The sequence below is a fragment of the Priestia sp. Y58 genome (assembly GCF_029522095.1).
In the GTDB taxonomy this organism is placed as follows: domain Bacteria; phylum Bacillota; class Bacilli; order Bacillales; family Bacillaceae_H; genus Priestia; species Priestia megaterium_E.
Genome location: NZ_JAKWFL010000001.1, coordinates 703,239 through 716,221, shown reverse-complemented (window position 1 = coordinate 716,221; position 12,983 = coordinate 703,239). Strand labels below are relative to the sequence as shown.

Annotated in this window: 18 protein-coding genes; 14 read left to right on the top strand and 4 right to left on the bottom strand. The window is 37.7% G+C overall.

The window, feature by feature from the left end; genetic code table 11:
• Window positions 1-88 precede the first annotated feature (88 nt).
• From MMB68_RS03775 to MMB68_RS03760, 4 genes are all read left to right on the top strand, one after another.
• Window positions 89-1,609, top strand: a complete 1,521-nt coding sequence (locus MMB68_RS03775; RefSeq protein WP_277548237.1) for a rhomboid family intramembrane serine protease — start codon at window positions 89-91, stop codon at window positions 1,607-1,609.
• A gap of 181 nt (window positions 1,610-1,790) precedes the next feature.
• The gene (locus MMB68_RS03770) at window positions 1,791-1,997 is read left to right on the top strand and encodes a YqgQ family protein (RefSeq protein ID WP_013059184.1); all 207 of its coding nucleotides are present in this window, start codon (window positions 1,791-1,793) and stop codon (window positions 1,995-1,997) included.
• Window positions 1,998-1,999: 2 nt separating this feature from the next.
• Entirely contained in the window at window positions 2,000-2,968 is a 969-nt protein-coding gene (locus MMB68_RS03765) for an ROK family glucokinase (protein WP_013059183.1), read from the top strand.
• Window positions 2,969-3,079: 111 nt separating this feature from the next.
• Entirely contained in the window at window positions 3,080-3,982 is a 903-nt protein-coding gene (locus tag MMB68_RS03760; protein WP_221784573.1) for a M14 family metallopeptidase, read from the top strand.
• Between the two features lie 35 nt (window positions 3,983-4,017).
• On the opposite strand, the gene MMB68_RS03755 is transcribed toward MMB68_RS03760, so the two are convergent.
• Complete coding sequence (locus MMB68_RS03755; protein WP_013059181.1) at window positions 4,018-4,194, bottom strand: DUF2759 domain-containing protein; 177 nt, start codon at window positions 4,192-4,194, stop codon at window positions 4,018-4,020.
• A 208-nt stretch (window positions 4,195-4,402) separates the two neighbouring features.
• Between MMB68_RS03755 and MMB68_RS03750 the strand changes: the two genes are divergently transcribed.
• Complete coding sequence (locus tag MMB68_RS03750; protein WP_269870420.1) at window positions 4,403-5,035, top strand: MBL fold metallo-hydrolase; 633 nt, start codon at window positions 4,403-4,405, stop codon at window positions 5,033-5,035.
• Window positions 5,036-5,072: 37 nt separating this feature from the next.
• On the opposite strand, the gene MMB68_RS03745 is transcribed toward MMB68_RS03750, so the two are convergent.
• Entirely contained in the window at window positions 5,073-5,309 is a 237-nt protein-coding gene (locus MMB68_RS03745; protein WP_013059179.1) for a DUF2626 domain-containing protein, read from the bottom strand.
• Between the two features lie 261 nt (window positions 5,310-5,570).
• Between MMB68_RS03745 and MMB68_RS03740 the strand changes: the two genes are divergently transcribed.
• The 9 genes from MMB68_RS03740 (at window position 5,571) to MMB68_RS03700 (ending at window position 10,412) form a co-directional block, all read left to right on the top strand.
• On the top strand, window positions 5,571-5,954 hold the full coding sequence (locus MMB68_RS03740; RefSeq protein WP_013059178.1) for a Spx/MgsR family RNA polymerase-binding regulatory protein: 384 nt from the start codon (window positions 5,571-5,573) through the stop codon (window positions 5,952-5,954).
• Window positions 5,955-6,223: 269 nt separating this feature from the next.
• Entirely contained in the window at window positions 6,224-7,276 is a 1,053-nt protein-coding gene (gene comGA / locus MMB68_RS03735; RefSeq protein WP_221784571.1) for a competence type IV pilus ATPase ComGA, read from the top strand.
• On the top strand, window positions 7,267-8,313 hold the full coding sequence (gene comGB, locus MMB68_RS03730; protein WP_221784570.1) for a competence type IV pilus assembly protein ComGB: 1,047 nt from the start codon (window positions 7,267-7,269) through the stop codon (window positions 8,311-8,313). The genes comGA and comGB overlap by 10 nt, the downstream gene beginning before the upstream one ends.
• A gap of 14 nt (window positions 8,314-8,327) precedes the next feature.
• A complete protein-coding gene (gene comGC / locus MMB68_RS03725; protein ID WP_013059175.1) occupies window positions 8,328-8,639 on the top strand; it encodes a competence type IV pilus major pilin ComGC in 312 nt (103 codons plus the stop codon).
• Window positions 8,581-9,063 (top strand): competence type IV pilus minor pilin ComGD, encoded by a 483-nt coding sequence (gene comGD, locus MMB68_RS03720; RefSeq protein WP_223260330.1) that lies wholly within the window; start codon window positions 8,581-8,583, stop codon window positions 9,061-9,063. The genes comGC and comGD overlap by 59 nt, the downstream gene beginning before the upstream one ends.
• A complete protein-coding gene (locus MMB68_RS03715; RefSeq protein WP_028410645.1) occupies window positions 9,047-9,385 on the top strand; it encodes a type II secretion system protein in 339 nt (112 codons plus the stop codon). Before comGD ends, MMB68_RS03715 begins: the two co-directional genes overlap by 17 nt.
• On the top strand, window positions 9,382-9,819 hold the full coding sequence (comGF, locus tag MMB68_RS03710; RefSeq protein ID WP_264408568.1) for a competence type IV pilus minor pilin ComGF: 438 nt from the start codon (window positions 9,382-9,384) through the stop codon (window positions 9,817-9,819). Before MMB68_RS03715 ends, comGF begins: the two co-directional genes overlap by 4 nt.
• Complete coding sequence (gene comGG / locus MMB68_RS03705) at window positions 9,809-10,183, top strand: competence type IV pilus minor pilin ComGG (protein ID WP_221784568.1); 375 nt, start codon at window positions 9,809-9,811, stop codon at window positions 10,181-10,183. The genes comGF and comGG overlap by 11 nt, the downstream gene beginning before the upstream one ends.
• 43 nt (window positions 10,184-10,226) lie before the next feature.
• A complete protein-coding gene (locus MMB68_RS03700) occupies window positions 10,227-10,412 on the top strand; it encodes a YqzE family protein (RefSeq protein WP_013059170.1) in 186 nt (61 codons plus the stop codon).
• A 24-nt stretch (window positions 10,413-10,436) separates the two neighbouring features.
• Here MMB68_RS03700 and MMB68_RS03695 read toward each other — a convergent pair whose 3' ends face one another.
• Both MMB68_RS03695 and MMB68_RS03690 read right to left on the bottom strand, forming a co-directional pair.
• Entirely contained in the window at window positions 10,437-11,261 is an 825-nt protein-coding gene (locus MMB68_RS03695) for a YqhG family protein (RefSeq protein WP_221784567.1), read from the bottom strand.
• A complete protein-coding gene (locus tag MMB68_RS03690) occupies window positions 11,248-12,921 on the bottom strand; it encodes a DEAD/DEAH box helicase (RefSeq protein WP_153254569.1) in 1,674 nt (557 codons plus the stop codon). Before MMB68_RS03690 ends, MMB68_RS03695 begins: the two co-directional genes overlap by 14 nt.
• Window positions 12,922-12,983 lie beyond the last annotated feature (62 nt).

The window sequence follows — 12,983 nt, the reverse complement described above, 5'->3', positions numbered from 1 at the left end:
TTTTGTAGAAAAAGAAAAAGGGAAAATCGTTGCTTTTTTCCTGGCTTTCTGCCATCTTTACATATAGAGAGTATGAGGAGGTGACTATTTGTCTAGGCAAGATTTTTATTATTTGCAGCTGGCACAGCAATTGCTTGGCCATTCTTCATATGAGCTGATTTCGATGAAAGCTGATGCTTCAGAGCTATGGTTTCAATCTTCGCATCGCAAAGATAAGTCAATTGTCCGCATAGTCCGCCGGAATTTTAAATCAGCCGTTGAACAGCAAAAAGATGTGTTATATGCATTACAAAGAGCTGAGAATGTGCGAAAGCAGAGAGGTAAATCAACGCTTACTCTTAACACGATTTACTTTGCTGATTTTGATCCTTTTTATACAGAGCAGTCCTTAGAAAGTACGCCGAGTCCCTCTAAAGTGAACAGCTCAGTTGAACAACTAACGGCAGATAAAGCAAGCGCTTATGAATCTCTATTCGAACGGCTAGGTCTTACATTGGAAAGTGCAGACAATTTCTCTTCCGAAGAAGAAGCCGAGCGCATAGAACAGTGGAAACATAAAATTGTGCTTTTTGTACAGAAAAAACAAAGCGAAGAACAGCAAATAGCTGGATACGGGAAGCCTATTTTTACATATATATTTTTAGCGCTGCAAATCTTAATGTTTCTATTTCTGGAGTGGAAAAGCAGTACACAAAATACGCTCACTCTGATTCAATACGGAGCTAAATACAACCCCTTAATTATGGAAGGCGAATGGTGGCGTTTTTTTACACCTATAATTTTGCATATAGGACTTCTGCATTTGCTTATGAATAGTGTAGCCCTGTATTATTTAGGAACGCTTGTAGAGAGGATATATGGCAGCGGGCGTTTTGTCTTTATTTATATATTTGCCGGGTTTGCAGGATCTCTAGGAAGTTTTATATGGAATACGTCTATTTCCGCAGGAGCCTCAGGGGCTATTTTCGGTTGCTTTGGAGCTTTGCTGTTTATAGCAAGAACAAATCCACGCTTCTTTTTTCGAACAATGGGGTCGAGTTTCATTGTCATCATTGTGATTAACTTGATTTTTGGATTTGTTGCGCCGAACGTCGATAATGCAGGGCATGTTGGCGGTTTGGTTGGCGGGTTTTTAGCTGCGAGCATCGTCAGTTTACCGAAACAAAAAAAGCTGTATATTCAGATTCCGGCTTTCATTTGCACGCTTTTATTAGTAGGAAGTCTGCTTTTTTATGGATATCATGAGCGTTCTGTTTATCAAGATGAGCCCTATGCACTCAGCGTAGCAGCTACGTACCTGCAGCAGAAGCAGTATGAAGAAGCAAAAGATGCCATTAAGCTTTTTGTTGAAAAAGGAACAGGAAATAGTAACGTGTATTTCGTCAGTGCTAGCGCAGAATTTTATCTTGAAAATTATAAAGAGGCTAAACAGCAATTGAATCAGGCTGTAAAGTATGATTCAACTTTTCATGAGGCGTATTACAATTTAGCTCTGGTGAATATGAAGCTCAATGATATTCCAGCGGCCACACAAAATATCGATAAAGCAATTGCGCTGGAACCGCAAAATGAAAAATACGAAAAGCTGAAGCAAGAGCTAGGAAATTAAAACTGTTGAATGACGAATTTAATATTTTATACTTTACTATTGTGAGAACGTTTACTAGAATATTAATATGTAGACCTAGCAGTGGGCGTTAAATACGGCCGCTGTTTATGACTGAATGACTGTTGAGTTATCTCAAAATAAATGAATCATATCACCTAGAAAACAGGATAAAGGTGACAGAATGAATACCTTATATGATGTACAACAATTATTAAAGTCCTTCGGCATTTTTATATACGTGGGCGATCGTATTGCTGATTTAGAGCTGATGGAAGCGGAAGTAAAAGAGTTATATCAGTCTAACTTGATTGATGTACGTGATTACCAAATGGCAATTCTTTTGCTTCGTCGAGAGTTAAAACAACAAAAAGAGAAAAAGGATGAATGAACATGGATGACAAATGGTTAGTTGGAGTTGATTTAGGCGGTACAACAATAAAAATGGCCTTTATTAATCATTATGGAGAAATCATTCACAAGTGGGAAATTAATACGGATGTGAGCGAGCAAGGCCGTAAAATTCCAACAGATATTGCAAAAGCAATTGATAAAAAGTTAAACGATCTTGGAGAAGTAAAATCAAGGTTAGTAGGAATTGGTATTGGTGCACCGGGGCCTGTCAACTTTGCAAACGGTTCGATTGAAGTAGCTGTCAATTTAGGTTGGGAAAAATTCCCTATCAAAGATATCTTGGAAGTAGAAACTTCTCTTCCTGTTGTAGTAGACAATGATGCAAACATTGCAGCGATTGGAGAAATGTGGAAGGGTGCTGGAGACGGAGCAAAAGATTTACTTTGCGTTACGCTTGGCACAGGCGTTGGCGGTGGCGTCATTGCAAACGGTGAAATTGTACAAGGCGTAAATGGAGCCGCTGGTGAGATCGGGCACATTACTTCTATTCCTGAAGGCGGGGCACCGTGTAACTGCGGCAAAACCGGCTGTTTAGAAACAATTGCTTCAGCAACTGGAATTGTACGTTTAACAATGGAAGAATTAACGGAAACGGACAAACCAAGTGAGCTTCGCACAGTGTTAGAACAAAATGGACAAGTTACATCTAAAGATGTATTTGATGCAGCTCGTTCAAAAGACGAGTTAGCTATGCATGTTGTAGATAAAGTTGCCTTTCATTTAGGTCTAGCACTAGCAAACTCTGCTAATGCATTAAACCCTGAGAAGATCGTTCTAGGCGGCGGTGTGTCTCGTGCAGGCGAGGTATTACTTGCACCGGTAAGAGATTATTTCAAACGTTTTGCATTTCCTCGCGTAGCGCAAGGTGCTGAATTAGCAATCGCTACTTTAGGAAACGATGCGGGAATTATTGGAGGAGCTTGGTTAGTTAAATCTTATTTTGAATAATAAGCAAGAATCTAACTGAGATAAAAAAGCGCTTTGACATTTAGTCAAAGCGCTTTTTTATCATGCATCTTTTCAATCTTTACATATACATAGTGTAAAGGAGTGAAGATTATGCAAATTGTAGATATCCAAAAGCCCTACGATTACACGCGAACAATACAAGATATCCAAACACTTTTGACGTACTACCCCTATGGTTCTCTTGAATGGATAGGGTGCAGCGTGCTTGGAAAGCCGATTCCTCATATTTTAATTGGAAACGGAGAAAGAAAAGTTCATATTAATGCGTCTTTTCATGCCAATGAATGGATTACAACAAATGTTCTTCTACAGTTTGTTGAAGATTATTTAGCTGCTCTTCATTATGACCAGGCGTTGAACGGGCAGGAAGCAAGAGCTCTTTTTAACCAAGTTACGCTTTCTGCGGTTCCAATTGTTAATCCAGACGGAGTAGACCTGGTCTTAAAAGGTCCTACTGTAAGTGAACCTTATGCGTCTTTTCTTTCTAAAATAGGGAGAGATTTTCCTGATTTTCAAAGCTGGAAAGCAAATATCCGAGGGGTAGACTTAAACAATCAGTTTCCGGCTTATTGGGAAATTGAAAAAAAGCGCAAAGAACCTAAAGCTCCGCATTATCGGGACTTTCCAGGTTATGAATCACTGTCTGAACCTGAAGCGCAGGCAATGGTAAAACTCGTTGAGCGTCATGATTTTGATTGTGTGATAGCTTTACATACCCAAGGAGAAGAATTTTACTGGGGGTATATGAATGAAGAGCCGAAGGAAGCGGAGAAAATAGCCAGTTATTTTGAAAGGGTAAGCGGTTATAAAGCAGTCAAAACGATTGATAGTCACGCTGGATTTAAAGATTGGTTTATTTTAGAAAGGAAAAAGCTAGGGTTCACCTTAGAACTGGGGAAAGGAATTAATCCGCTGCCTTTATCTCAAATATCGCGCGTATATAATCCGACCAAGGCTATTTTAGTTGCGGCAATGGAATATCTATCTATTTGAAAAGCCACGCAAAGCATATGCTTTGCGTGGCTTTTTTAATGATGTACCGCCGGATAACCGTGATGTATAATGGTCATCACGGTAAACCATCCGAACACACCGAATGTTAGTACCGAAAAACCAATGCCTAATATGTTTTTATTTCTAAAAGATGAAATAGCTGCAAATACGCCTAGCAATGTTGTTAGTGCAAAAATAATCATAAGACCCACTCGAAGAAACCTCCTTTAGGCAACTTAAAATTAAAGCGCTATCATTAGCTTATCCCTTTAATTGTAAAACTTTTCTAACCGTTTGTCGAGATGAAAACCAATCTTTCTTTCGCCTTATTAGCTTAGAAAGGTCCTTACTTTCATTTATAAGATGATGTGTGTATGATAATGCATATAACGGAAATAAATTTTACAAGGAGGATACATTATGAACTATCATCGTATACCGCTAGGACCTATTCAAACGAATTGTTATATCGTTGCTAACGAAAAAAATGAATGTTTAGTTTTTGACCCGGGAGCTCAGGGAAAACAGCTCGTTGAATTTCTAGAAAAACAAACGTATAAACCGTTAGCTATTTTGCTGACACACGCTCATTTTGATCACATTGGAGGAGTAGATGAAGTGATGAATCACTACTCTATCCCGCTTTATGTACATAAAAATGAAAAAGAATGGCTTCATAATAGTGATTTAAACGGGTCGAAGTTTTTTGATTTAGGAGAAATTACGGCTCCAGATGCAACCGATATTATTTCAGTCGAAGGCAATTTAACAATTGGCTCATTCCAATTTGAGGTGTACGAAACGCCTGGCCATTCTCCTGGCAGCGTTTCATATTATTTCAAACCGGGTAACTTTGTAGTATCTGGTGACGCGCTTTTTGCAGGCGGCATTGGACGCACAGATTTACCTGGAGGCAATCAAGCTCAGCTGTTAGAAAGCATCGAATCGAAATTGCTGTCCCTTCCAGAAGATACACTTGTACTAAGCGGTCACGGACCTGAAACAACTGTGGGACACGAAATGGATCAAAATCCTTTTCTAAATGGTTTTTAAGAATACAAAAAGCGATGGAAGCCCATCGCTTTTCTCTTTACTGTCCTGGTGTCATCATAAAAGTTGACCAGTACGTGAACCCCACAAAAAAGACGGTCAAATATGCTCCGAAAACGTAAATGTACATTCTTTCAGACAGCTTTAAATAACTAAGAATTACAAAAAAGCCTGTTTGAGCTAAAAAGAGTAAAGAAGTCTTATGCATGTGACCGAGGTAAAACATTACAGTGAAAATTGCTGTCCAGAACCCCATTACACGGTACATTCGTTCCACGTCCATTTCCTCCTTTATCAAACTTAGTTAGTGTCATGATGAATGTCATCGCTGTGTAAGCACTAGAAAGCGCTTATGAAACTATATCGATACTTTTCCATTATAATACATCCTTTCTTTCCTGAAAACGCTATCTTTTCCTTGAAATACGACAGAAGAAAAAAAGTTATACAAAACATGTGCAAAATACTATACAAAAGTTATACAAAACGTGTACAATGTATATAAACAACCTATAACTAAAAAACGGGAGGGTTTCATATGGAAGAAATTAAATTTTATACGTACCCGAGCTGTACATCTTGTCGTAAAACGAAAAAGTGGCTAGTGAAGGAAGATGTGAATTTTAAAGAGCGTCATTTATTTAGAGAAACACCTACTCATAAAGAAATGCTTGAACTTCTTTCTATGACAACAGAAGGGATGGATGAACTTCTGGCTAAAAGAAGTCAAGAATATAAAAAGTTAAATGTTGATGTGGATAGCATGACACTATCAGAAGTGGTCAATCTATTAATTGAACATCCTCGTTTGCTTCGCCGACCAATTTTAACAGATGGCAAAAAGCTTGTAGTAGGCTATAATGAATCTGCTCTTAAAAATCTAGTCAAGAAAAAAACAAGTCTTGCTTCTCTAGTTGTCTAAGCGTACATGATGAAGAAGCTCAATTCAGTAAATAACGAATAAAACGACAGCGTAGAGTTTTACATCACGTTGTCTTTTTTTATGTAGTCGTTTAGAGGTGTACAGAAGTTGTACATCGTGTACAAGGACTGAAACGAAGAAAAGAAACGTATACTAAAAAAATTATAAAAAATGAAAAAAGAAGAAGGAAAATCTCGAAAAAGGTCGAAATTACTGTTTCTAGATGTTTTGACAATCATCTTTATTACAAATAAAGGAGCGATGATCGTTTGACCGAAATTGAACAGTTTGCAACTTACATTATACGAGATGCATGTGAGTGCCGAAGTTCTGATGTGCATATTGTGCCCCGAAAGAAAGATGCTGTGATTCAGCTGCGAATTGACCAGGAGCTTAGTTTAAAGAGGGTTATTTCAAAGGAAATGTCTGAACGGCTCATTTCGCATTTTAAATTTTTAGGGGGAATGGATATTGGCGAGCGCAGAAAACCTCAAAATGGTGCACTGACCACTTCCATTGATCACTATCAAGTAAATTTGCGTTTATCAACTCTTCCTACTTCTCATGATGAAAGTCTTGTTATTCGACTTTTGCCTCATCAACAATCTACATCTCTCAAACATTTATCTCTTTTTCCTGAACATACTAAAAAGCTTATTTCTCTCTTGAAATTCTCTCATGGATTAATTATTTTTACCGGTCCTACAGGATCAGGTAAAACCACCACTCTATATACTCTTTTACACGAAGTAAAGCACCTTTTTAATCGGAATGTTATTACATTAGAAGATCCTATTGAAAAACCGAGTGAAACCGTGCTTCAAGTGCAGGTAAATGAACGCGCAGGGATTACGTATACGACTGGTTTAAAAGCTATATTGCGCCATGACCCAGACATTATCATGGTGGGAGAAATAAGAGATAGTGAGACCGCCAAAATTGCTGTGAGAGCAGCGCTTACCGGACACTTGGTTTTGACAACAATGCATACTAAAGATACAAAAGGATCTTTGTACAGGCTGCTTGAATTTGGGGTTAGCTTTCAAGAAATGGAACAGACTCTTGTAGCAGTAGCTGCGCAGCGCCTTGTAGAAATTCGCTGTCCGCTGTGTTCCGGAAAATGCCACCCTGCTTGTAAGAAAATGAGGAAGCATCGTCAGTCCAGCATATACGAATTGCTTTATGGCAAGGAGCTTAGCGCAGTGATGAGAGAAGTGAAAGGAGAAAATGCGGATTATGATTATAAGACGCTCCGAGATGTTATTCTAAAAGGAATTGCGCTAGGCTATTTATATCCGCATTCGCTAGATGGATGGGGGTAAAGACAAATAAACAAAAAAGGTGGTCTCTGGCTCAGCAAGCAAAAATTCTTAAGCAGGTCTCTAAGCTCTTAGAAAAAGGCTACACTCTTTCTCAAGCTCTTTCATTTTTGACGTTTCAAGTATCTAGCAAAGAAAAAACGGATATTGAAAAATGTCTTGAACAGTTAAAACGAGGAGAATCTTTGCACGATGCTTTTGTTAAACTTCAGTTTCACCGTGATATTCTAAGCTATTTATATTTTGCAGAACAGCATGGAAACCTTCAATTTGCTTTGAAAGAAAGCAGCTCAATGATTGAAGAAAAAGTAAGGCATCGTAAAAAATTTCAAAAGCTTGTTCAATATCCCGTATTGCTACTGCTGTTTATTCTTTCCATTTTATTTGTTTTAAGTACGGTTTTACTTCCACAGTTTGAAGCTCTGTACTTATCCTTTGGAAACAAGCAGTCTTCGTTTATCCTCTTATTTATGCAGGCGATGTCGTTCTTTCCTTTTGTGTTACCTGCAGTCATCAGTATGCCAATCATCCTGTATTTGTTTTATGTGATTTACATTAAAAAATTGCCTCCAGTAGTTCAAATGCAGCTTTTTATGAGAGTTCCCGTTATCCGAACGTTCACACGGCTATTTAACTCGTACTTTTTTTCTGTTCATATGAGCAATTTACTAAATGGTGGTTTATCTATTTATGAATGCTTTGCTCTTTTTCAAAAGCAAGAGCATCATCCGTTTTTTCAAGTGGAAGCTTTTGCTTTTACAGATCAGCTTTCCTCAGGAATGCGACTAGATCATATCATTTCAGGTAAATCTCATTATGAAAAAGACTTGGCTCACGTTATTGTGCATGGCCAGCAGAACGGTGAGCTTTCTCAAGAACTGTATGATTACAGTCTATTTATGATGGAAAGAATGGAACAATTTATTTTTTGTATTTTAAAATATGTACAGCCGCTTACATTTTTATTCATCGGAATTGTCATTCTGCTTATGTATATGTCCGTTATGCTTCCGATGTTAGAAGTGATGTCGAGCTTGTAGAAAGGTGAAAGAGTATGATTCTAAAAGGTGATAAAGGATTTACCCTTATTGAAATGCTCATTGTTATGCTCGTTATTACCGTGCTTTTGCTCATTATGATTCCAAATGTATTAAAGCATAATACGGTTATTAACAACAAAGGCTGCTCAGCTCTTGTCAAAACCGTAGAGGCTGAGGTACAAGTATACGAACTTGAAAATGGCGAAAAACCAAGTCTAGAAGAGCTTGAAGCAGGAGGCTACTTAAAAGAAGGCACCGTGTGTCCAAATGGCCAAGCTATTCAAATTGACGGTACCGGAAAGGTTACAGCTAGTGGTTCTTCTTAAGCAAAAAGGGTTTACCCTCATTGAGATGCTGATGGTTTTATTTATTGTGCAAGTGATGATGTTTTCCATTATTGTAGCTATTCGACCGCTTGTGGAATATTACAAAATCACACTATTCTTGCGACAGCTGCAAAGCGACACGTTTTATGTGCAGCAGACAGCCATGAACCGAGAATCTCCAATTAAAATTAACTTCGCACCGAAGGGAACAGAATATATTATTTCTGATTCTCGTGCCGTTCTTTATAAGCGCGCCTATGACTCCACCATTCATATCACATTTGGAAGCGGCAATTCCACGATACAATACAACAAAAACGGCAATATTTCTCAAGCAAAGACCATTTTTATCAGCAATCAAAAATTTAAATATAAAGTTACTTTTCAAATAGGCAGAGGGCGTTTTTATGTGGACAAGATGTAAGGGTCAGCAGGGCTACACCTTGTTAGAAATGCTTGTTTCATTTAGTATGCTTTTACTCCTAACCGGTACAATTATTCCTTTGTATGTTCAGATGAAGGAAGCAGAAAAGAAGCAATATGTTTCGTATCAAGCTGATGCTATCTTGCACGAAGAGCTATTGAAATATAAATATGAAGCAGGATATAAACGGCGAGAAAAAATCGTAAAAGAAAACGTTGCGTTTTATCTGAAGTGGGACGGAGAAAGTGCTCAAAAGCTTTGTGTAGAATGGACAGATTCCGCTGAGAAAATGAAAAAGAAGTGTGATGTGATGTTGAAGTGAAAAGGGAAAAAGGTTTTACGCTTATAGAGATGTTAGTCAGTTTTACTCTTTTTTTGATCATTGTTTCATTTTTCCCCATTATCATTCCGCTAGCTAAGCAAACATATAATCCGGACTTTAGTATGAATGAAATGGAGTGGGAAATCTTTGTAAATCAACTTGCGATGGAATATCGAGAAGCAAAAGAAGTGGGAATTCATGCGACTACGCTTACGTTGAAAATGGAAAATAATCAGATCATCACTTATGAACGCTACGAAGACAAGATAAGAAGACGAGTGGATGAAAGTGGTCATGAAGTTGTGCTGCAGCACATTAAGAATATTATGTATGAACAGCAAAAAGAAAGGCTGTTGATTCGTTCAACAGACGGTGTTAACAAAGTTAGAGAAGAAACCATTACGACGTTTTTGATGTTTGCTTATGAAACATAATGAGCAAGGATTTATTCTCCCGGTTGTTTTGGCATTTTGTGCGCTTTTTCTTCTGTTAGTAGCTCAGCAAACCACTTATTTTGTGACGAAAAGTTCATTTTATCAAGAAGTAGAGCAGAAAAATCGTCTGCAGCATCTTTTAGAAAACGCGGTTGTACATGTAAAAAAAGAAATAAAAGAACGTAATAAATCTCCATTTGCATCTTTAGTATTAGAAACTGGTACGGTTTCATACGAAGTAGTAAGTGAAGATGAACAGATGATTATTCTAAAAATAAAGTGTCAAACATTGCAAGGAAGAGCATTGACGGAAACGGCATATATTCAAAAAAAGGATCAGCACATTGTAAAGTGGACGGATTAAGTCTCTTTCTCTCCGGATATAATAGTGCTGAGGAGATGATTATATGAAAACGAATGATTATGTAAAATATATGACTCAGCAATTTGTACAATATATGGATCAGCCAAAAGAAGAGAGGAAAACGAAAAAGATTCAAAAAAAAGAAGAGCGAGCACCTTTTGCAAACAGATGGTTTGGAATGATTCCGCTGTCGTTTATGCTGTGGTATCGAAAGAAAAAAGAAAGATGAGCATATCATATGCTCATCTTTTTTTTAACCGGCTTGTGTTTTGTTAAATTGAAGAGACATCGTTTCAGGCGATATGTAAAATAAGCCACCGTTTATAAACTTAAACAAGATAGTCGGCTCGTACAGTTCTTGAAGCGCTGTTTTTTCGGTCATATATATTTCTGGCAGCTCTTCTGCTGTTTCGTAAAAATGATCAAGAAGCGCTAAGTCTTCATACCATCTCTCTTGAGCTTTTTCAGCCCATTCAGTTGGCTGAGTTTTAACATAGTCAGTCACATATGATGTGAGTCGTGCGATGGCACTTTTAGGTTTAATAAAAGGTGAGAGAGTAAAGCAATAGTCTGAGATTTTAGATGACAGATTTTGATTAATGATTAATTCGTGAAATGATTCAATAATTTGTCCATTGATTAAATTAATGCCAAGCGACAAGAGCTCATCTTTTTTACGATCGCATTTGTACGAGACTTTAATATTTAATGCAAGCCAAGGGTGCAAAGGCTGATTCGTTGGCTGAGCTGATGCAACTTGTTCATACAAGTGAATAAACCCGCCTAGTTTTTGAGTAGAAGCGAAAATTTGGTGCAGTCTAGGTGAACCGAAATGAATTCGTTCTCCTTGAACGGAATCGTCTTCAAATGCTGGGTCTGTAATGAAAGTGAGCGAAGCAGGAGTTGCTTCTCCTCCCGTCTTTTCGATATAGTGCCAATAAAATGGACGATTCATCAATTCTTTATCGAGTTCAATCGTTAATTGAACCGTCAGGTAAGACGATGTTTCTGTGACAATAGAACAATTATTAGCTAGAAAATAACGCTTTAAAAATTGATGAATATCAGTTTGCTGCATGCTGATCCTCCTCGCTGTCTTCGTATTGAATAATAGACGTCAAGTTCTCCATTTTGATTTTTATTTCTCCTTCACTCCGTGAATGAAATAAAATATCCTGAATATGCTCTTCGATATTTTTTAAATCAAGCTTTGTTAAAATATCATCTAGCTCTCCAACAACTCGTTCAAAAAGGTTTATTTTTTCGTACAGTAATTTTAAAATATGTTCTTCGACCGTATGTTGAATGGCTAAATTGTAAATGTGAACATCATGTTTTTGACCTAAACGATGGACCCTTCCAATTCGCTGTTCTAGACGCATTGGATTCCACGGTAGATCATAGTTAATGATATGATGACAAAACTGAAGGTTGATTCCTTCTCCGCCTGCTTCAGTGGCAATAAATACTTGCGCGTGGCTTTCAAAAAGCTGCTTCATCCAGTCTTTTTTACCTCGCTTAAATCCGCCTCTAAAAGGTACAGAGGTAATTCCATGCTGTTTTAAATACCACTGTAAATACAGTTGAGTTGCTCGGTACTCAGTAAAAATAATGACTTTATCATCAATTTTCTGAACGAGCTCTAGCACTTTTTCTGCTTTTGCATTTTGCGGCACTTGCTGAAGTAGTTCCATTAACGGCGTAATCATATGTTCCGTTAATGCGCTGTTTTGATCTTCCTGACGTTCCAGCATGTTTTTTAATGTCATATACACCGCTTCGCGGCTGCTGCAGGCCTCTCGCTGCAGGGTTAAAATTGAAAAAGCGCTTGAAGGGTGGAGTCCGTTTCCTTTAAAAGATGTAATCGCATCGTACAGCTCCCGTTCTTTTGGCGAGAATTCAACAGGAATGGTTTGAACAATTCGCTTCGTCCATTCGATACCCGTATCGTGGCGGCGATTTCGAATCATAACTTTGTTAACAAGCTCTTTTAAGTGTTCATCGTTTTGCAAAGAGCGTTTTTTAGCGGAAAATAATTCTTCGAAATAGTCTTTATTACCGAGATGGCCAGGCTTTAAAAGAGAGACTAAGTTAAAAATTTCTTCAATTCGATTTTGAATCGGTGTTGCGGTTAGCAACAGACAAAATTTCTTTTTTAGACTTTGCACAAATTCATAGTTTTTTGTTTTGTTGTTTTTAAGTTTATGAGCTTCATCAATGATAATGAGGTCGTAGTCTTGTTCTAGCACAATTTCTCGATGAGGAGAACGTTTTGCTGTATCAATTGAAGACACAACGATGTCGCACTGATCCCACACATATGATTTTCTTTGAGGGACTGCGGGAATATAAAATTTTTGATTCAATTCTATAGCCCACTGTGAAACAAGCGAAGCTGGAACTAAAATGAGAACTTTTTTAACAAGTCCGCGAATCATATATTCCTTCAAAATTAACCCTGCTTCAATCGTTTTTCCCAGTCCTACTTCATCTGCTAAAATGGCTTTCCCATTCATTGTTTCAACTACTTGTTTGGCCACTTCGAGCTGATGAGGAAGCGGAGTTAAATCAGCTAGATGTTTTGGGCTTTGCAGTCCTTCAAATTCTGAGATAAGCGTTTGGTCTTCTATTTCATAGGCAAGTTTATACAAATCCCATGCAGACCAAGGGCCGTCTTGCTCCAATTTAGTTGAGAAGGCTGCTTCCCATGTTTCATCGATGTTTAATTTCACTTTCATGATAAAAATGCTCCTTTGTAAAAAATTTTTATTGAACAAATGATAAGAATCAGGTAGGATAA

Bases quoted from the DNA above. Each gene is read 5' to 3' on its own strand.
- comGC (WP_013059175.1), top strand. From the start codon at position 8,328: ATGATTCTAAAAGGTGATAAAGGATTTACCCTTATTGAAATGCTCATT.
- MMB68_RS03715 (WP_028410645.1), top strand. From the start codon at position 9,047: ATGTGGACAAGATGTAAGGGTCAGCAGGGCTACACCTTGTTAGAAATG.
- comGB (WP_221784570.1), top strand. From the start codon at position 7,267: ATGGGGGTAAAGACAAATAAACAAAAAAGGTGGTCTCTGGCTCAGCAA.
- comGD (WP_223260330.1), top strand. From the start codon at position 8,581: ATGGCCAAGCTATTCAAATTGACGGTACCGGAAAGGTTACAGCTAGTG.
- MMB68_RS03765 (WP_013059183.1), top strand. From the start codon at position 2,000: ATGGATGACAAATGGTTAGTTGGAGTTGATTTAGGCGGTACAACAATA.
- MMB68_RS03700 (WP_013059170.1), top strand. From the start codon at position 10,227: ATGAAAACGAATGATTATGTAAAATATATGACTCAGCAATTTGTACAA.
- MMB68_RS03770 (WP_013059184.1), top strand. From the start codon at position 1,791: ATGAATACCTTATATGATGTACAACAATTATTAAAGTCCTTCGGCATT.
- MMB68_RS03760 (WP_221784573.1), top strand. From the start codon at position 3,080: ATGCAAATTGTAGATATCCAAAAGCCCTACGATTACACGCGAACAATA.
- comGG (WP_221784568.1), top strand. From the start codon at position 9,809: ATGAAACATAATGAGCAAGGATTTATTCTCCCGGTTGTTTTGGCATTT.
- MMB68_RS03750 (WP_269870420.1), top strand. From the start codon at position 4,403: ATGAACTATCATCGTATACCGCTAGGACCTATTCAAACGAATTGTTAT.
- MMB68_RS03690 (WP_153254569.1), bottom strand. From the start codon at position 12,921: ATGAAAGTGAAATTAAACATCGATGAAACATGGGAAGCAGCCTTCTCA.
- MMB68_RS03695 (WP_221784567.1), bottom strand. From the start codon at position 11,261: ATGCAGCAAACTGATATTCATCAATTTTTAAAGCGTTATTTTCTAGCT.
- MMB68_RS03740 (WP_013059178.1), top strand. From the start codon at position 5,571: ATGGAAGAAATTAAATTTTATACGTACCCGAGCTGTACATCTTGTCGT.